This window comes from Streptomyces colwelliae, from assembly GCF_048158785.1.
Classification (GTDB): domain Bacteria; phylum Actinomycetota; class Actinomycetes; order Streptomycetales; family Streptomycetaceae; genus Streptomyces.
In genome coordinates, this window is the sequence record NZ_JBLTJC010000201.1 from 1 (window position 1) to 18775 (window position 18775).

An 18775-nucleotide genomic window follows, 5' to 3' on the forward strand; every position below is an offset into this window, starting at 1 on the left:
CGGTCGTGACCCCCTTCCACATGCGCCCGGACCTCAAGGTCCGCAGCGTCCCGCTGGAGCGGATCGCCGAGTCGGGGCGGCGGGCACACCGGGGAGGTGGCGACGACGGTGTTGTTGCCGCAGGTCGTGGACGCGGTGGACATACCGGTCGTGGCGGCCGGCGGGTTCTTCGACGGGCGGGGGCTGGTCGCGGCGCTGGCCTACGGGGCGGCGGGTGTCGCGATGGGCACCCGGTTCCTCCTCACCTCGGACTCGACGGTCCCGGACGCGGTGAAGGCGGCCTATCTGGCGGCGACGGTCAAGGACGTGACCGTCACGCGGGCGGTCGACGGCCTGCCGCACCGCATGCTCCGTACGGAGCTGGTCGACGCCTTGGAGAGCTCCGGCCGTACGAGAACCCTGTTCCAGGCCGTGCGCCGGGCGGCGGGTTTCCGGCGGCTGTCCGGTCTGACCTGGCGGCGGATGATCCGCGACGGCCTCGCCATGAAGCACGGCAAGGAGCTGACCTGGAGCCAGGTCCTGCTCGCCGCGAACTCGCCGATGCTGCTCAAGGCGTCGATGGTGGACGGGCGGACGGATCTCGGGGTGATGGCCTCCGGGCAGGTCGCCGGACTGATCGACGACCTGCCGTCGTGCGCGGAGTTGGTGCAGCGGGTGATGAAGCAGGCCGACGAGGTGCTGTGGACGCTGGTCCGGGCCGACGCCTGAACCGGCCCCGGACCGCCCGGGCCGGTCAGAGCCGTTCGATGATCGTCACGTTGGCCTGGCCGCCGCCCTCGCACATGGTCTGGAGGCCGAACCGGCCGCCGGTGCGCTCCAGTTCGTGCAGGAGCGTGGTCATCAGCTTGACGCCGGTCGCGCCGAGCGGGTGGCCGAGGGCGATCGCGCCGCCGTTGACGTTGACCTTCTCCGGGTCCGCGCCCGTCTCCTTCAGCCAGGCCAGGACGACGGGCGCGAAAGCCTCGTTGATCTCGACGAGGTCGATGGCGTCGATGGAGAGGCCGGTCTTCTTCAGGGCGTGGGCGGTGGCCGGGATGGGGGCCGAGAGCATACGGATCGGGTCCTCGCCCCGGACGGAGAGGTGGTGGACGCGGGCGCGGGGCGTCAACCCGTGTTCCCGTACGGCCCGTTCCGAGGCGAGCAGCATCGCCGCCGCGCCGTCGGAGACCTGGGAGGAGCAGGCGGCGGTGATGGTGCCGCCGGCGACGACAGGTTTCAGGCCGGCCATCTTCTCCAGCGAGGTGTCCCGCCGCGGCCCCTCGTCGACGCCGACCGCGCCGTACGCCACCGTCTCCCGTGCGAAGCGGCCCTCGTCGATGGCGCGCAGGGCCCGCCGGTGCGAGCGGAGCGCGAACTCCTCCTGGTCCTGCCTGCTGATCCCCCACTTCGCGGCGATCATCTCGGCCCCGGCGAACTGGTTGACGGGCCGCGTCCCGTACCGCGCGCGCCAGCCCTCGCTGCCCGCGAAGGGGCCGTCCGTGAGGCCGAGCGGTTCGGCGGCCTGGCGGGAGGCGAAGGCGATGGGGATGAGGGACATGTTCTGGACGCCCCCGGCGACCACCAGGTCCTGGGTGCCGGACAGCACGCCCTGCGCCGCGAAGTGCACGGCCTGCTGCGAGGACCCGCACTGCCGGTCCACCGTCACGCCCGGCACCTCCTCGGGCAGCCCGGCCGCCAGCCAGGCGGTCCGCGCGATGTCCCCGGCCTGCGGCCCCACCGCGTCCAGACACCCGAAGACGACGTCCTCCACGGCGGCGGGATCGATCCCCGAGCGCGCGACCAGTTCCTTCAGCACATGCGCGCCGAGGTCGGCGGGATGCACCCCGCTGAGCCCTCCCCCGCGCCGCCCGACGGGCGTACGGACCGCTTCGACGATGTAGGCCTCGGCCATGTCAACTCCCCATACAGACCCATGAGTTACGTGCGTACGGCGATCCCGTCCAGCACCATCGACAGGTACTGCCGGGCGATCTCCTCGGCGCTGTGCTGTCCGCCCGGCCGGTACCAGGACGCGGCGACCCACACCGTGTCCCGGACGAACCGATAGGTGAGCCGGACGTCGAGGTCGGCCCGGAAGACCTGGGCGGCGACCCCGCGCTCCAGCGTGGACAGCCACGCCTTCTCGAACTTGCGCTGCGACTCGGCGAGGAACGCGAACCGCTCCTGCGCGACCAGCTGCTTGCTCTCCTTCTGGTAGATCGCGACGGCGGCGCGGTGCCGGTCGATCTCCCGGAACGACTCGGTGACCAGGGCCCGCAGCGTCTCGCGCGGGTCCAACTCGGCTTCCAGGACGGTGTCGTAGCCGCCCCACAGCTCGTCGAGGAAGGTCCGCAGGATCTCCTCCAGCATCGATTCCTTGGAGTCGAAGTGGTAGTAGAGGCTGCCCGCGAGCATGCCCGCGTGGTCGGCGATCTTCCGGACGGTGGTGGCGTTGTACCCCTGCTCGGCGAAGACCTCGGCCGCCGTGTCGAGGAGTTCACGACGGCGGGCCGGAGCGGCGGTCACCGGGGGCTTCTTCTTGGTCGGCACGGGACCATTGTCGCGCCCCGGCCCCGGCGGCCTCCCGCGCGTCCCCGCGCGCCGCTACGCATGCTGGCTGCTCACGGAGACGGTCTCGCCGGTCATGTACGAGGAGTAGTCCGAGGCCAGGAACACGATCACGTTGGCCACCTCCCAGGGCTCCGCGTACCGCCCGAAGGCCTCGCGCGCGGTGAGTTCGGCCAGCAGCTCGGGCGTTGTCACCTTCACCAGGTGCGGGTGCATGGCGAGGCTCGGGGAGACCGCGTTGATCCGCACCCCGTACTCGGCGGCCTCGATCGCCGCGCACCGGGTCAGCGCCATCACGCCCGCCTTGGCCGCCGCGTAGTGCGCCTGTCCGGCCTGGGCTCGCCAGCCGACGACGGAGGCGTTGTTGACGATCACCCCGCCGCCGGTCCCGCGCATCGCGCGCAGGGCGGCCCGGGTGCAGCGGAAGGTGCCGTTCAAGGTCACGTCCAGCACCTTCGACCACTGCTCGTCGGTCATGTCGACGAGGTCCGAAGTGCCGCCCAGGCCCGCGTTGTTGACGACGACGTCGAGGCGTCCGTGCGCGGCGACGGCCGTGTCGAACAGGGCCCGCACCTGCGCCTCGTCGGTGACGTCGCACGGCAGCGCGGCCACCGCCTCCGACCCGAACTCCCCGGCCAGCTCGGCCTCGTACTCCTTGAGCCGCCGCGCGTGCGCGTCGCTGATCAGCACGCGCGCACCCTCCTGGAGGAAGCGGCGCGCGGTGGCGCCGCCGATGCCCGCGCCGGCGGCGGCGGTGACGACGGCGGTGCGCCCCTTCAGCAGCCCGTGCCCGGGGACGTATGCCGGACTCTCGACGCCTGTCATGGGCCCACGCTAACCTACCAAACACTTGTTAGGGAAGGACTGTTGGGGAAGGACGGCCGCGATGGACCTCGACTTCACTCCTGCCCAGGAGGCGTTCCGCGCCGAGGCCCGCGCCTGGCTGCGCGCGCATGTGCCGGCCGTGCCGCTCCCCTCCCTGGAGACCGAGGAGGGCTTCGCCGCGCATCGCCTGTGGGAGGCCCAACTCGCCGCGGACCGTTGGTCGGTGGTGTCCTGGCCGGAGGAGTACGGCGGCCGGGGTGTGGACATCGTGCGGTGGCTGGTCTTCGAGGAGGAGTACTACGCGGCGGGCGCGCCGGGCCGGGTCGGTCAGAACGGCATCAACCTGCTGGCCCCGACGCTCTTCGACCACGGCACGCAGGAGCAACGCGCGCGCGTGCTGCCGTCGATGGCGACCGGTGAGGTGGTGTGGGCGCAGGCGTGGTCGGAGCCGGAGGCGGGTTCGGACCTGGCGTCGCTGACCTCGCGGGCGGTGCGCACGGGCGGGGGCTGGCTGCTGAGCGGCCAGAAGACGTGGTCGTCGCGCGCGGCCTTCGCGGACCGCGCGTTCGGCCTGTTCCGCAGCGAGCCGGACACCCTGAAGCCCCAACAGGGCCTGACCTACCTGATGTTCGACCTGCGCGCGCCCGGTGTCACGGTCCGCCCGATCGGCCGCCTCGACGGAAAACCGGCCTTCGCTGAGCTGTTCCTGGACGAGGTGTTCGTCCCCGACGAGGACGTGATCGGCGAGCCGGGCCAGGGCTGGCGGGTCGCCATGTCGACCGCGGGCAACGAACGCGGACTCACCCTCCGCTCCCCCGGCCGCTTCCTCGCCTCCGCCGACCGCCTCCTCAACCTCTGGCAGGCGCACGGCAGTTCACTCACAACCAGGGACCAGGTGGCCGACGCCGTGATCGGCGCCCGCGCCTACCAGCTCTTCACCTACGCCAACGCGTCCCGTTTCCTCGACGGCGAGTCCATCGGCCCGGAGTCCAGCCTGAACAAGGTCTTCTGGTCCGAGTACGACATCGCCCTGCACGAGACAGCCCTAGAACTGCTCGGCGAGGAGGGTGAGTTGGCGGACACGGACTGGTCCGAGGGGTATGTCTTCTCCCTCGCGGGCCCCATCTACGCCGGTACGAACGAGATCCAGCGCGACATCATCGCCGAGCGCCTGCTCGGCCTGCCGAAGGGACGCCGCTGATGCGCTTCCTCCTCGACCCCGAACAGCGGGCGTTCGCCGACTCGTTGGACGCGATGCTGACGGCGGCGGACACTCCGTCGGTCGTACGGGCGTGGAGTCGCGGCGAGCATGCGAGCGGACGCGCGCTGTGGCGCCGTGTCGCCGGGGCGGGGGTGTTCGCACTGGCGGTACCGGAGGCGTACGAGGGGCTGGGACCCCGACCGGTCGAACTCGCCGTGGCGTTCGTGGAGTTGGGGCGGCACGCGGTTCCGGGGCCGCTGGTGGAGACGGTCGCGGCGGCGGCGTTGCTGACCGCCCTGGACGACTCGGCTCCGGCCAAGCGGCTGTTGCCCGCGCTGGCCTCCGGCGAGTCGACGGCAACGCTGGCGACAGGTCGGTACGCGCTCGACGCGGACATGGCGGATGTACGGCTGACAGCCCGGGCGGCGCGGGGTCCGGCGGGACGGGCCGCGGGAGAGACGGGCGTAGGGCCCGAGGCGTCGGGCGAGTCGGCGTCCCGCGCAGTGGAGTCGGCGCCCACGGCGGGCGGGTCGGCGGCGGAGTCGCGGCCCACCGCGCTGTCCGCCGACACGCGCCCGGCGACCGAGTTGCGGCTGACGCCCCCGCCCGGCGGCACACTCCCGGCGGCCGGGCCGCACGCGTCCCTCGACCCCGCCCGCCGCCTCTTCCGCGCCCCCACCGGGGGTGAACTCCTCGCCGTCGGCCCGCAGGTGACCGCCGCCGTCGCCCACGCCCTCACCTGGGCCCGCCTGGCCACCGCAGCCCAAGCCCTCGGTGTCGGACTCGCGTTGCTCGACAGGACGGTCACCTACGTGAAGCAGCGCACCCAATTCGGTGTGCCCGTCGGCTCGTTCCAGGCGGTCAAGCATCAACTGGCCGACGCGAAGATCGCGTTGGAGTTCGCGCGTCCCCTGCTCTTCGGCGCCGCGCTCACCATGACGGAGTCGGACGTGGCGGCCGCCAAGGTCACGGCGTGCGAGGCGGCGTACAGGGCCGCCCGCACGGCGCTTCAACTGCACGGCGCGATCGGCTACACCGCGGAGTACGACCTGTCGCTGTGGCTGACCAAGGCCCGTGCCCTGCGCACGAGTTGGGGCAGCCCGGGCGAATGCCGGGCCGCCGTACTCGGTGTTCCCAATGACGTCGTCAGTGGTGGTGGTCGCCGCTCGTGAGTTCCTTGTACTCCTCCGCCGTCGGCTTCGGGATGCGGGCCTCGTCCCCGAACATCGCCTTGGCGAGGCGGGCCCGTACCCGCTGCCCGCCCTTGACCTGCCGCTCGACACCGTTCGCGTCGACGAGCGGGCCGATCGCGTACGGCGGTTCCTGCTCGTGCTGGGTGAGCCTGAACCGCTCGTCCGGGGTGAGGGGTTCGTGGACCTCGACGTACTCGCCGTGCGGCAGCATCTTGATGAGTCCGGACTCGCGGCCGTGCAACACCTTGTCCCGGTCCCGGCGTTGGAGCCCGAGGCAGACCCGTTTGGTGATCAGGAACGCGACGACCGGCATGACGAAGAAGGAGATCCGTACGAACCAGGTGATCGCGTTGATCGACAGTTGTAGATGGGTGGCCACGACGTCGTTGCCGCCGCCGATCAGCAGCACCGCGTACAGGCTCAGCCAGGCCACCCCGAGCCCGGTGCGGACGGGCATGTTGCGCGGCCGGTCCAGGATGTGGTGTTCGCGTTTGTCGCCGGTGATCCAGGCCTCGATGAACGGATAGGCGCCGATGGCGGCGAGGATCAGCGGGAAGAGCGTGAAGGGGATGAAGACGCCCAATTCCAGTGTGTGGCCCCAGGCGTTGATCTCCCATCCCGGCATCACCCGGATCAGCCCCTCGGAGAAACCGAGATACCAGTCGGGCTGGGCGCCGGTCGTCACCAGGTCCGGCCGGTACGGTCCGAAGGCCCACACGGGGTTGATGCTGGCGATCCCGCCCATGATGGTGAGCACCCCGAAGACGAGGAAGAAGAAGCCGCCCGCCTTGGCCATGTAGACGGGCAGGAAGGGCATGCCGACGACGCTCTTCTGGTCCCGTCCGGGCCCGGGGTACTGCGTGTGCTTGTGGTAGAAGACCAGGATCAGATGCGCGACCACCAGGCCCAGCATGATCCCCGGCAGCAGCAGGACATGGATCGGGAAGAGCCGCGAGATGATGTCGTGCCCCGGGAACTCCCCGCCGAACAGGAACATCGACATGTACGTGCCGACGATCGGCACGGACAGGATCGCGCCGTCCGCGAAGCGGATGCCGGTGCCGGACAGCAGGTCGTCGGGGAGCGAGTAACCGGTCAGCCCGGTGATGATGCCGAGGAACAACAGGGTCCAGCCGAACACCCAGTTGATCTCGCGCGGCTTGCGGTACGCGCCGGTGAAGAACACCCGCATCATGTGGATGAGCATGCCGGCGATGAAGACGACGGCCGCCCAGTGGTGGATCTGCCGGATCAGCAGCCCGCCGCGCACGTCGAAGCTGATGTCGAGCGTGGACTCGAACGCCCGGGTCATCGGGATGCCGTTCAACGGCGCGTAGGAACCGTGGTAGATGACCTCGACGCCGCTGGGCTCGAAGAACAGGGTGAGATAGATGCCGGTGAGGATCAGGATGAGGAAGCTGTAGAGGCAGATCTCGCCCAGCATGAAGGACCAGTGGTCCGGGAAGACCTTGCGCATATTGGACTTGGCGATCGCGTACAGCCCGAGCCGTCCGTCCGCCCAGTCGGCGAGCTTCTCCCCTTTGCCGGCCGCGTCCGGCCGCCCGGCACCCACCGCTCCGTTCACCGATCGTGTGCCGTCCATACGTTGGCCGCCCTCCCGTCGGATCACCCCACAGGGTGCCACGAGGTCCCGGCTAAGCCAACGGTGCGTCAGCAGACAATGACAGCCCGATCACGGCGGTGCGCCCCCGGGCGTGCAGCACCGCTTCCTCATCACCACCCAACTGCACGGCGTCATAAGGCCCGAGGGTCAGTCCGGCCACCTCGGCGGTCCCGTCGAGCGCCACGACCAGGGCATCCGCGCGCAGGCGCAATCGCCCCCGGACGACGGCGACCGTGGGGGCCGTAGCGCCCGCGCCCCTGCGCCACATGACGTTGAGGTTGACGACGGGCCCGTCCAGCAACCGGCAATCGGTCGGTACGTCGCCCCTGAAGTCCCTTGGAACGTAACGGGTGTTGACGATCTGCCGTTCACCGCCGACGGCGAGGTCCATACCCGCGCCCTCGACCACGGTCAGGGTCCGGTCGACGTCGGGGAAGGCGGAGAACGGCCCGTCCGCCGCGACCTCGGCGAGACTCACCCGCCACGCGAAGTCGTCCATGCGCGCACCCTCGGGCCAGGCGGCGATCTCCCGTGTCACACCGCCACCGTTCTTCCAGGGCACGGCAGTTCGCGCCGAGGCGGGCAGGAACCGGATCACTGGACGATCCCCTGCTCCTGGGCGGCCGCGAGCCACTGCGGGAACTCGCCCATCAGCCGGTCGTACAGCTCGTCGTCGGACATCTTCCGGGGATCCGAACCGGCCGGGAAGAAACCGGCGTTGTCGATCACCCGCTTCTGCGGAACCGCCAACTCGTCGAGCCTGCGCAGGAATTCGAACTGCTTGCTCCGCGCCTTGCCGAACCCGACGAACTGCCAGAACAGCGGAAGCCCCGCCGCCTTGCACAAGTACCGTTCCGCGGCGGCCTTGTTGCTGGGGCCGCCGTCGGTCTGGAAGACGACGAAGGCCGGGTCTTTCGCGCCGCTGTCGAGGTAGTGGTCGATGACGGCGTCCATGGCCAGGTGGTAGCTGGTCTGCCCCATGTGCCCGAGCCCGGAGACGATGCGCTCGATCCGCCCCCGGTGGTCGTCGAGGGCGATGTCCGTGACGGCGTCGATGTCCGTCGAGAAGAAGACGACCGGCACCGTCCCGTCGTCGTCCAGGTGCGCCGACAACCCGAGCACCCGGTCCGCGAGCGCCTGCACACTGCCGTTCTTGTAATACGGCCTCATGGACCCCGAGTGGTCGACCACGAGATAGACGGCCGCCCGCTGCCCGTCCAGCCCGTGCTTGCGCAGCGAGACCCCGGCGCTCTTGTACAGGCTGACCAGCGCGGGCGCGGTCTCCTCGACCTTGCTGAGCGAGATCGCGGCCACAGGGGCTCCCTTCGCATCACGGCGAAAAGGCCGAGATTACGCCACGCCGGTGGCGCGAGAGCAATGTCCCCCCAACCCCGGAATAAGGGACGTAACCACACCTACCCTGGGCCCATGAAACGCGCCGGCGTCCTGATGCTCGCCGCCGTACCCGTCGTCCTCGCGGCGACGGCCTACGGCTCCTCGTCCACCGCCCACGACGACCCGCGACCCGGGCCGCCCTCGGCCGCGGCGCAGCGGAAAGCACCCGAGGGCCTGGCCGCGCCGGCCATGAAGAACCTCGCCCAGGAGCTCGTGGCCAGCGCCGAGAACTCGACGCTCGACTGGCGCAGCGCGTACGCCTACATCCAGGACATCGGCGACGGACAGGGCTACACGGCGGGCATCATCGGCTTCTGCACCGGCACCCACGACCTGCTCGTCCTGGTCGAGCGCTACACCGCGGCCCACCCCGGCAACGGCCTCGCCCGCTACCTGCCCGCCCTGCGCGAGGTCGACGGCACGGACTCCCACCAGGGCCTGGAACCCGGCTTCCCCGCCGCGTGGCGCGCCGAGGCGAAGATCCCCGCCTTCCAGGCCGCCCAGGACGCGGAGCGCGACCGCATCTACTTCGACCCCGCCGTCAGCGCCGCCAAACGCGACGGCCTGGGTCCGCTCGGCCAGTTCATCTACTACGACGCGATCGTCTTCCACGGCCCGGGCACGGACGGCTTCTACGGCATCCGGGAGCGCGCGACGCGGCTGGCGAAGACCCCGGCGGAGGGCGGCTCCGAGAAGGCGTACCTCAGCACCTTCCTCGACGTCCGCCGCGCCGCCATGCGGGCCAAGCGCCCCGGCATCGACACCACCCGTATCGACACGGCCCAGCGGACGTTCCTGGAGGAGGGGAACCTGGAGCTGCGGACGCCGCTGGTGTGGAAGGTGTACGGCGAGACGTACAAGGTGCCGTAGCGGGACGGGAGTTGGGCCCGGACATACGGCGACGCCCGCCGGGTCCGGTCGGGGACAAGGCAGGCGCCGTCTCGTGCTCCGCACGCCTTTGTGCGGACGTCTTTTGATGAACCGTCAGACGGCGAACCGTCGGACCATGAACCGTCAGACCATCAACGACCGGTCCGTCGGCCGGATCGGCGCAGGCAGTTCGCTCGCGCCGGTCAGGAAGCGGTCGACGCCGCGGGCGGCCGAGCGGCCCTCCGCGATCGCCCACACGATGAGGGACTGGCCGCGGCCCGCGTCACCGGCGACGAAGACGCCGGGGACGTTGGTCTGGAAGTCGGCGTCGCGGGCGATGTTGCCGCGCTCGTCGAGGCCCAGGGCGAACTGGTCGACGAGACCGTTCTCGCGGTCGGGGCCGGTGAACCCCATGGCCAGCGTGACCAGTTGGGCGGGGATCCTGCGCTCCGTGCCCGGCTTCTGGGTCAGCTTGCCCTCGACGAACTCGACCTCGACGAGGTGCAGCCACTGGACGTTGCCGTCCTCGTCGCCCTCGAAGTGGGTGGTGTTGACGGAGTAGACCCGCTCACCGCCCTCCTCGTGCGCACTCGTCACCTTGTACAGCATCGGGAAGGTCGGCCACGGCTGCGCGACCGCGTTCCGCTCGTCACCCGGGCGGGGCATGATCTCCAACTGCGTGACGGAGGCCGCGCCTTGGCGGTGTGCCGTACCGACGCAGTCGGCGCCGGTGTCGCCGCCGCCGATGACGACGACGTGCTTGCCCTCGGCCGAGATCGGGGCGGTGACGTAGTCGCCTTCCTGGACCTTGTTCGAGAGGGGCAGGTACTCCATCGCCTGGTAGACGCCGGTCAACTCCCGTCCGGGGACGGGGAGATCACGCGCGGTGGTGGAGCCGGCGGCGATGACGACCGCGTCGTAGCGCTTGCGGAGGTCGGTGGCCTTGAGGTCGATGCCGATCTCGATGCCGGTGCGGAAGCGGGTGCCCTCCGCGCGCATCTGCTCGATACGGCGGTTGATGTGCCGCTTCTCCATCTTGAACTCGGGGATGCCGTACCGGAGAAGGCCACCGATGCGGTCCGCGCGCTCGTAGACGGCGACGGTGTGGCCCGCCCGCGTGAGCTGCTGCGCGGCGGCGAGGCCCGCCGGGCCCGAGCCGATGACCGCGACGGTCTTGCCGGAGAGGCGCTCGGGAGCCTGCGGGGCGACATCGCCCGTCTCCCACGCCTTGTCGATGATGGAGACCTCGACGTTCTTGATGGTGACCGGCGGCTGGTTGATGCCCAGCACGCAGGCCGCCTCGCACGGCGCGGGGCACAACCGCCCGGTGAACTCAGGGAAGTTGTTCGTCGCGTGCAGACGCTCCGACGCGGCCGTCCAGTCCTCGCGGTAGGCGTAGTCGTTCCACTCGGGGATCAGGTTCCCCAGCGGACAGCCGTTGTGACAGAACGGGATACCGCAGTCCATGCACCGGCTGGCCTGCTGGCCGATGATCGGCAGCAGCGAACCGGGGACGTAGACCTCGTTCCAGTCCTTCAGACGGACGTCCACGGGGCGGGACTTGGCGACCTCGCGCCCGTGGTTCAGAAAGCCCTTCGGGTCAGCCATTGATCGCCGCCTCCATCATCTTCTCGGTGATCTCGGTCTCGGAGAGACCCGCGAGCTCGGCGGCGTCCTTGGCGGCGAGCACTGCCTTGTAGGCACTGGGGATGATCTTGCTGAAGCGCTCCACGGACACGGCCCACTCGGCGAGCAGCTTCTCGGCGACCGTCGAACCGGTCTCCTCGGCGTGCCGGCGCACCACGTCGTGCAGCCACTGCTTGTCGTCCTCGTCCAACTCGTGGACGGCGCCCGCGTTTCCGACATTCACGTTGTCGGGGTTCAGGTCGATCACGTAGGCGATGCCGCCGGACATGCCCGCCGCGAAGTTGCGGCCGGTCTCGCCGAGCACGACCGCCCGGCCGCCGGTCATGTACTCGCAACCGTGGTCGCCCACGCCCTCGGACACGACGGTGGCACCGGAGTTACGGACACAGAACCGCTCACCGGTCCGGCCGCGCAGGAACAGCTCGCCGCCGGTCGCGCCGTAGGCGATGGTGTTGCCCGCGATGGTGGAGAACTCGGCGAGGTGGTCGGCGCCCCGGTCGGGACGGACGATGACCCGGCCGCCCGAAAGGCCCTTGCCCACATAGTCGTTGGCGTCGCCCTCCAGGCGCAGCGTGACACCGCGCGGGAGGAAGGCGCCGAAGGACTGGCCGGCGGAACCGGTGAAGGTGATGTCGATCGTGTCGTCGGGCAGACCCGCCCCGCCGAACTTCTTCGTCACCTCGTGGCCGAGCATCGTGCCGACCGTGCGGTTGATGTTGCGGATCGCGACCTGCGCGCGGACCGGCTGGGCGTCGGTGGCGCTGGACGCGGCGAGGGCGTCGGCGGCGAGCTTGATCAGCTCGTTGTCGAGCGCCTTCTCCAGGCCGTGGTCCTGCTTGATGACCTGGTGGAGGGCGGCGCCGTCCGGGAGTTCGGGCACGTAGAACAGCGGGGCCAGGTCCAGGCCCTGTGCCTTCCAGTGGTCGACGGCGCGCTCGACGTCGAGCGTGCCGGCCTTGCCGACGGCCTCTTCGATGGTGCGGAAGCCCAGCTCGGCGAGGATCTCGCGGACCTCTTCGGCGATGAACTGGAAGAAGTTCACGACGTATTCGGCCTTGCCGGCGAACCGGTCGCGCAGCACCGGGTTCTGGGTGGCGATGCCGACCGGGCAGGTGTCGAGGTGGCAGACGCGCATCATGACGCAGCCGGAGACGACGAGCGGCGCGGTCGCGAAACCGAACTCCTCGGCGCCGAGCAGCGCGGCGATGACGACGTCCCGGCCGGTCTTCAGCTGGCCGTCCGTCTGCACGACGATCCGGTCGCGAAGTCCGTTGAGCAGCAAGGTCTGTTGGGTCTCGGCGAGGCCCAACTCCCAAGGCCCACCGGCGTGCTTGAGCGACGTCAGCGGGGACGCGCCCGTACCGCCGTCGTGGCCGGAGATGAGGACGACGTCCGCGTGCGCCTTCGACACACCGGCGGCGACCGTGCCGACACCGACCTCCGAGACCAGCTTGACGTGAATCCGCGCCTGCGGGTTCGCGTTCTTCAGGTCGTGGATCAGCTGGGCGAGGTCCTCGATGGAGTAGATGTCGTGGTGCGGCGGCGGCGAGATGAGCCCGACACCGGGCGTCGAGTGCCGCGTCTTCGCGACCCACGGGTAGACCTTGTGGCCGGGCAGCTGGCCGCCCTCGCCGGGCTTGGCGCCCTGAGCCATCTTGATCTGGATGTCGTCCGCGTTGACCAGGTACTCGGAGGTGACGCCGAAGCGGCCGGAGGCGACCTGCTTGATGGCGCTGCGCCGGGCCGGGTCGTAGAGCCGGTCCGCGTCCTCGCCGCCCTCACCGGTGTTGGACTTGCCGCCCAGCTGGTTCATGGCGATGGCGAGCGTCTCGTGCGCCTCCAGGGAGATGGAGCCGTACGACATGGCGCCGGTGGAGAAGCGCTTGACGATCTCGGAGACGGGCTCGACCTCGTCGATGGAGATCGAGGGCCGGCCCGACTTGAAGCCGAAGAGGCCGCGCAGCGTCATCAGCCGCTCGGACTGCTCGTTCACGCGGTCCGTGTACTTCTTGAAGATGTCGTAGCGGTTGGTCCGCGTCGAGTGCTGGAGGCGGAAGACCGTCTCCGGGTCGAACAGGTGCGGCTCGCCCTCGCGGCGCCACTGGTACTCGCCGCCTATGTCGAGGGCGCGGTGCGCGGGCGCGATGCCGCTCGCCGGGTATGCCTTCGCGTGGCGGGCGGCGACCTCCTTGGCGATGACGTCGATGCCGACGCCGCCGATCTTGGTGGCCGTACCGCTGAAGTAGGCGTTGACGAACTGCTCGTCGAGGCCGACCGCTTCGAAGACCTGGGCGCCACGGTAGGAGGCGACGGTCGAGATGCCCATCTTGGACATGACCTTGAGGACGCCCTTGCCGAGCGCGTAGATCAGGTTGCGGATGGCCTGCTCGGCCTCGATGTCGGTGAGGAACGTGCCCGCGCGGACGAGGTCCTCGACGGACTCCATCGCCAGGTACGGGTTGACGGCCGCGGCGCCGAAGCCGATGAGCAGGGCGACGTGGTGGACCTCGCGGACGTCACCGGCCTCCACCAGCAGGCCCACCTGGGTGCGCTGCTTGGTGCGGATGAGGTGGTGATGGACGGCGGCGGTGAGCAGCAGCGACGGGATCGGCGCGTGCTCGGCGTCCGAGTGCCGGTCCGAGAGGACGATCAGCCGGGCGCCATTCTCGATGGCCGCGTCAGCCTCGGTGCAGATCTCGGCGAGGCGGGCGGCGAGGGTGTCGCCGCCGCCGGAGACCCGGTACAGACCGGAGAGGGTCGCGGCCTTCATGCCGGGCATGTCGCCGTCGGCGTTGATGTGGATGAGCTTGGCCAGCTCGTCGTTGTCGATCACCGGGAAGGGCAGGGTGACGCTACGACAGGAAGCGGCCGTCGGCTCCAGCAGGTTGCTCGCCGGTCCGAGGGACGAGCGCAGGGAGGTCACGAGTTCTTCCCTGATCGCGTCCAGCGGCGGGTTGGTGACCTGCGCGAACAGCTGGGTGAAGTAGTCGAAGAGCAGCCGCGGGCGGGCGGACAGCGCGGCGATCGGCGAGTCGGTGCCCATCGAACCGATGGGCTCGGCACCGGCCTTGGCCATCGGCGCGAGGATGACGCGCAGCTCTTCCTCGGTGTAGCCGAAGGTCTGCTGGCGGCGGGTGACCGAGGCGTGGGTGTGCACGATGTGCTCACGCTCGGGCAGGTCGGACAGCTCGATCTCGCCGGCTTCGAGCCAGTCGGCGTACGGCTTCTCGGCGGCGAGGCCGGCCTTGATCTCGTCGTCCTCGATGATGCGGTGCTCGGCGGTGTCCACGAGGAACATGCGGCCGGGCTGGAGGCGGCCCTTGCGGACGACCTTCGCGGGGTCGATGTCGAGGACGCCGACCTCGGAGCCGAGGACGACGAGGCCCTCGTCGGTGACCCAGTAGCGGCCGGGGCGCAGACCGTTGCGGTCGAGGACCGCGCCGACCTGGACGCCGTCGGTGAAGGTGACGCAGGCCGGGCCGTCCCAGGGCTCCATCATCGTGGCGTGGAACTGGTAGAAGGCGCGGCGGGCCGGGTCCATGGAGTCGTGGTTCTCCCACGCCTCCGGGATCATCATCAGCACGGAGTGCGGAAGCGAACGCCCACCGAGGTGAAGCAGCTCCAGCACCTCGTCGAAGGACGCGGAGTCGGAGGCCTCGGGCGTGCAGATCGGGAAGATCCGGTCGATCTTCTCCTGGTCGCCGAACAGGTCGGAGGCGATCTGGGACTCGCGGGCCGCCATCCAGTTGCGGTTGCCCTTGACCGTGTTGATCTCGCCGTTGTGCGCGACGAAGCGGTACGGGTGGGCGAGCGGCCACGACGGGAAGGTGTTCGTGGAGAACCGGGAGTGCACGAGCGAGATCGCGGAGGCGAAGCGCCGGTCGGACAGATCCGGGAAGAAGGGCTCCAGCTGACCCGTGGTGAGCATGCCCTTGTAGACGATGGTCCGCGCGGACAGCGACGGGAAGTAGACGCCGGCCTCGCGCTCGGCGCGCTTGCGCAGCGCGAAGGCCTTGCGGTCGAGGTCGATGCCCTGGCTCTGCCCGTCGCTCACGAAGAGCTGACGGAACAGCGGCATGGTGGAGCGGGCCGTAGCACCGAGGAGTTCGGGCGCGGTCGGAACCTCGCGCCACCCGAGAACCGTGAGGCCTTCTTCTACGGCGATCGTCTCAACCTGCGAGACGATCGCGTCGGCGCCGTCCTCGGGCAGGAAGGCGATGCCGACCGCGTATCCACCGGCGGCGGGGAGGTCGAATCCGGCCACCTCGCGGAAGAAGGCGTCCGGCACCTGGGACAGGATGCCCGCACCGTCGCCGGAGTCGGGCTCGGCACCGGTCGCACCGCGGTGCTCCAGGTTGCGCAGCACCGTGAGCGCCTGCTCGACCAGCGCGTGGCTCGCCTCGCCGGTGAGGGTGGCCACGAAGCCGACGCCACAGGCGTCGTGCTCGTTGCGGGGGTCGTACATACCCTGCGCGGCAGGGCGAGCATCCATGAAGGACCAGTTCTGGCCATTCGCGGTGTGCTGGGACGGCTGGCGCGGCGTACGCATCGGCTCTCCCGTCGTCGTCGTGGCATATGCATGGGCATAGGGACGACGTTGGCCCTCTGCGAGTTAGCGCAAAATTTCGTGCAGGTTACATGATGGAACGGTTCTCGGGAACCGGATACTCCGTTCCAACATGCGGACGCCGTGGGGTCGCGGCGCGGCACCGCACAAGCGGTGAAGGTGAAGGGGACCAAAGCGGACAGATCGATGTCCGTCGGTCCATGGCAGAGGGAGCGTCGTAGCCCATCCCGCGGGTGCGCCGCGAGCGTCATTGCCCACAGCGCTTACGGCTCATGCCCAGTGGTTAAGCGTTCGAAACCAGCGAGTAACGGCTACTTATGCGACCAGACGCATAAGTGCGCGTCGAGCTATCCTACGACCGTTCCGAACAAGGTGCCCAGGGCGTACGTCACACCGGCCGCCGCACCCCCCAGCGCGAGCTGCCGCAGCCCGCTGAACCACCAGGTCCGCGCGGTCACGCGGGCCACCACAGCACCGCACCCGAACAACCCGACGAGCGCGAGCAGCAGCGCCGGCCACAGCGCGGTCGCCCCGAGCAGGAACGGCAGCACGGGAAGCAGCGCACCCAGCGCGAACGCCCCGAAGGACGACACGGCGGCGACGAGCGGAGAAGGCAGATCCCCGGGATCGATACCCAGTTCCTCCCGGGCATGTATCTCCAACGCCTGCTCGGGGTCGCGCGAGAGCTGCCGGGCGACTTCGCGGGCGAGTTCGGCGTCGACACCGCGGGCGGCATAGAGCGAGGCGAGCTCTTCCTCCTCATCCTCGGGATGCTTGCGCAGCTCGCGCCGCTCGACGGCCAGCTCGGCCTCGACCAGCTCACGCTGGGAGGCGACGGAGGTGTACTCGCCGGCCGCCATGGAGAAGGCACCGGCGGCGAGCCCGGCCAGCCCGGTGATGACGACGGTCTGATGACTGACAGCACCACCGACGACACCGGTCATCAGAGCGAGGTTGGAGACGAGACCGTCCATCGCGCCGAACACCGCGGGACGCAGCCAACCGCCGTTCACATCACGGTGGGTGTGGTTGTCGCGGTGCGCCTCGTGGAGCGTCGCTTCGGTCTCGATGATGACCATGCGGTGATCCCCCAGGAGGCGATGGGTGCCTAAGGTTAGGCTAACTTTGGACAAGTTCTACTCTTCGACAACACTCAACATACGCCTTTCATTTCCCACCCTCCAGCAAGGAAAGGCTGGGCTAACCTGCGGCTTTACCCTCGAACGCTCATCCGTGCGTCATGCCAATCAGATGTCGACCGGGTGATGCTGCGTTCCGTCAGGCTCTGCCGAAGACCTCCCGTGGGAGACATCCGCAAAGGGTTCCGCGCCCCGAGGCGCCCTGAGGGAACCCCGTAGGAGAGGCCGCGTATGGCATCGATCGCCTGCATTCCCCCGGTCCCGGCGCCCAAGAACGCCACCGAACTCCGCGAACGGGCGCGCGGCGCGCTGCTCGGTCTGGCGGTGGGGGACGCCCTCGGGGCACCGGCGGAAAACATGAAACCCTCGGAGATCCGCGCCCGTTGGGGCCGCATCACGGGATACGTGGCGGAGAACCCGGCCGGCACGGACGACACGGAGTACGCGATCTTCTCCGGCCTCCTCCTCGCCCGCCACGGCTCGGCGCTCACGCCGACCCATGTGGAGGCGGCGTGGCACGAGTGGATCGCGGACCGCGACGAGGGCCCGTTCCGGGGAGCGGGCTTCAGCGAACGGGGAACGCTGGAGAACCTCAGAAGGGGACTGGCAGCCCCGATTTCGGCGCAACACCGCCACGCCTGGAGCGACGGCCTGGCCATGCGCGCGGCCCCCTTCGGCGTCTTCGCGGCGGGCCGCCCGGCGGAAGCGGCCCGCCTGGTCGCCATCGACGGTTCGGTGAGCCACGACGGCGAGGGCATCTACGGCGGCCAGGCGGTCGCGGCGGGTGTGGCGGCGGCGATGGCGGGAGCGCCGACGATCGCGGTGGTGGCATCAGCCCTGGCAGTGGTCCCCGACGACTCCTGGACGGCCCGCTCCCTGCGCCGGGCGGTGGCGGTGGCCCACCGAGGCGAACGAGCGGTCCGCTCCGCGGTGGTCATCGGCGGCTACCCGTGGACCGACCTGGCCCCCGAGGCAGTGGCGTTGGCCTTCGGCGCGTACGCGGCAGCGGACGGCGACTTCACGGAGTCGGTCCTCACGGCGGTCAACATGGGAAGGGACGCGGATACGACGGCTGCGGTGGCGGGCGCCCTGGCAGGCGCGACCCGGGGCGCGTCCGCGATCCCGCCCGACTGGGCGTCGGCGATCGGCCCGGCGAGGGGGAGCTGCCTACCGGCGATGGCCGGCCACCATGTGCTGGACATCGCGGAGTTGCTGGTTCCGGGGGAAGGCGGGAAGTGGGGCACGGGGGGCGTGCTGCGACGGGATCAGCGGGAGCAACGGGAGTACGTGCTGGCTGCGGATGAGGACGAGGTGCAGCTGTGAGGCGTGAGGAGAACGAGGGCGCCAGACCGGCGCCGACGGCGCAACGGACTGAACCTGCGGTCGCTGAGGCCGAGTTCACCCGGCAGGGTCCACCCGCACCCAACGTCCCGCTCCACCCCACAGAGGCTGACAGCGAGTCCGCCCTACAGGAACCACCTGCGGCCGCCGACGGCGAACGCGCCGCGCAGGGTCCACCCGCACCCGGCCACCGTCTCCACCCCAAGCCGCTCCAACTCGCTTCCGCCGACAGCGAGTTCGCCCCGCAAGAACCATCCCCCTCCAACTCCCGTCCCAAGCTGCTCCACCCCGCAGCCGCCGCCGGCCGTACGGAACGCCTGCTCCGAGGAGTCCTTCACATGGGTCGCCCCGTCGGTCAGCGTCACGCGCAGCCCGGTCACCGGGAAGCCGCCGATCGGCCCCTCGGTGAGGGCGTCACGGCACCCG

The 18775-nt window shown here is 70.2% G+C and carries 14 protein-coding genes and 1 pseudogene; 5 read left to right on the forward strand and 10 right to left on the reverse strand.

Translation table 11 applies throughout. The features are described 5' to 3' along the window. Nucleotides 1–72 precede the first annotated feature (72 nt). Nucleotides 73–708 (forward strand): annotated as a pseudogene (locus ACNFOC_RS32960) (NAD(P)H-dependent flavin oxidoreductase); the annotation flags it as partial. Between the two features lie 25 nt (nucleotides 709–733). On the opposite strand, the gene ACNFOC_RS32965 reads toward ACNFOC_RS32960, so the two are convergent. From ACNFOC_RS32965 to ACNFOC_RS32975, 3 genes are read right to left on the reverse strand one after another with little or no spacing between them, the layout of a single operon-like run. Beyond that, the gene (locus tag ACNFOC_RS32965) at nucleotides 734–1891 is read right to left on the reverse strand and encodes an acetyl-CoA C-acetyltransferase (protein ID WP_416962705.1); all 1158 of its coding nucleotides are present in this window, start codon (nucleotides 1889–1891) and stop codon (nucleotides 734–736) included. Nucleotides 1892–1917: 26 nt separating this feature from the next. Further along, the gene (locus ACNFOC_RS32970) at nucleotides 1918–2529 is read right to left on the reverse strand and encodes a TetR/AcrR family transcriptional regulator (protein WP_416962706.1); all 612 of its coding nucleotides are present in this window, start codon (nucleotides 2527–2529) and stop codon (nucleotides 1918–1920) included. A 54-nt stretch (nucleotides 2530–2583) separates the two neighbouring features. Continuing rightward, nucleotides 2584–3372: an SDR family oxidoreductase gene (locus tag ACNFOC_RS32975; protein ID WP_416962707.1), complete on the reverse strand. Its 789-nt coding sequence runs from the start codon at nucleotides 3370–3372 to the stop codon at nucleotides 2584–2586. Between the two features lie 61 nt (nucleotides 3373–3433). Here ACNFOC_RS32975 and ACNFOC_RS32980 point away from each other — a divergent pair, with 61 nt between their 5' ends. Together ACNFOC_RS32980 and ACNFOC_RS32985 are read left to right on the forward strand one after the other, a co-directional pair. Then, nucleotides 3434–4573 (forward strand): acyl-CoA dehydrogenase family protein, encoded by a 1140-nt coding sequence (locus ACNFOC_RS32980; protein WP_416962708.1) that lies wholly within the window; start codon nucleotides 3434–3436, stop codon nucleotides 4571–4573. Next, nucleotides 4573–5745: an acyl-CoA dehydrogenase family protein gene (locus tag ACNFOC_RS32985; RefSeq protein WP_416962709.1), complete on the forward strand. Its 1173-nt coding sequence runs from the start codon at nucleotides 4573–4575 to the stop codon at nucleotides 5743–5745. Before ACNFOC_RS32980 ends, ACNFOC_RS32985 begins: the two co-directional genes overlap by 1 nt. Here ACNFOC_RS32985 and qcrB read toward each other — a convergent pair. From qcrB to ACNFOC_RS33000, 3 genes are read right to left on the reverse strand one after another with little or no spacing between them, the layout of a single operon-like run. Next, nucleotides 5720–7369, reverse strand: coding sequence for a cytochrome bc1 complex cytochrome b subunit (gene qcrB, locus ACNFOC_RS32990; RefSeq protein WP_416962710.1), 1650 nt, complete (start codon nucleotides 7367–7369; stop codon nucleotides 5720–5722). The two genes, ACNFOC_RS32985 and qcrB, sit on opposite strands and share 26 nt — an antisense overlap. Nucleotides 7370–7421: 52 nt before the next feature. Continuing rightward, nucleotides 7422–7988 carry a HutD/Ves family protein gene (locus ACNFOC_RS32995; protein ID WP_416962711.1) on the reverse strand — a complete coding sequence of 189 codons (567 nt, stop codon included), beginning with the start codon at nucleotides 7986–7988 and terminating at the stop codon, nucleotides 7422–7424. Beyond that, nucleotides 7985–8704 carry a vWA domain-containing protein gene (locus ACNFOC_RS33000; RefSeq protein ID WP_416962712.1) on the reverse strand — a complete coding sequence of 240 codons (720 nt, stop codon included), beginning with the start codon at nucleotides 8702–8704 and terminating at the stop codon, nucleotides 7985–7987. Before ACNFOC_RS33000 ends, ACNFOC_RS32995 begins: the two co-directional genes overlap by 4 nt. Nucleotides 8705–8818: 114 nt before the next feature. Between ACNFOC_RS33000 and ACNFOC_RS33005 the strand changes: the two genes are divergently transcribed. Beyond that, nucleotides 8819–9655 carry a chitosanase gene (locus ACNFOC_RS33005; RefSeq protein ID WP_416962713.1) on the forward strand — a complete coding sequence of 279 codons (837 nt, stop codon included), beginning with the start codon at nucleotides 8819–8821 and terminating at the stop codon, nucleotides 9653–9655. A gap of 144 nt (nucleotides 9656–9799) precedes the next feature. Here the strand turns inward: ACNFOC_RS33005 and ACNFOC_RS33010 are convergent, their stop codons facing one another. The 3 genes from ACNFOC_RS33010 to ACNFOC_RS33020 form a co-directional block, all read right to left on the reverse strand. Then, nucleotides 9800–11263, reverse strand: coding sequence for a glutamate synthase subunit beta (locus ACNFOC_RS33010; RefSeq protein ID WP_416962714.1), 1464 nt, complete (start codon nucleotides 11261–11263; stop codon nucleotides 9800–9802). Continuing rightward, complete coding sequence (gltB, locus tag ACNFOC_RS33015) at nucleotides 11256–15851, reverse strand: glutamate synthase large subunit (RefSeq protein ID WP_416962715.1); 4596 nt, start codon at nucleotides 15849–15851, stop codon at nucleotides 11256–11258. Before gltB ends, ACNFOC_RS33010 begins: the two co-directional genes overlap by 8 nt. A 365-nt stretch (nucleotides 15852–16216) precedes the next feature. Next, nucleotides 16217–16948 (reverse strand): VIT1/CCC1 transporter family protein, encoded by a 732-nt coding sequence (locus ACNFOC_RS33020; RefSeq protein WP_416962716.1) that lies wholly within the window; start codon nucleotides 16946–16948, stop codon nucleotides 16217–16219. A 291-nt stretch (nucleotides 16949–17239) separates the two neighbouring features. On the opposite strand from ACNFOC_RS33020, the gene ACNFOC_RS33025 reads away from it, so the two are divergent. Beyond that, nucleotides 17240–18331, forward strand: a complete 1092-nt coding sequence (locus tag ACNFOC_RS33025; protein WP_416962717.1) for an ADP-ribosylglycohydrolase family protein — start codon at nucleotides 17240–17242, stop codon at nucleotides 18329–18331. 143 nt (nucleotides 18332–18474) lie between these two features. Here the strand turns inward: ACNFOC_RS33025 and ACNFOC_RS33030 are convergent. After that, nucleotides 18475–18775 (reverse strand): hypothetical protein (locus ACNFOC_RS33030; protein WP_416962718.1); only part of this gene is annotated, 301 nt, incomplete at its 5' end.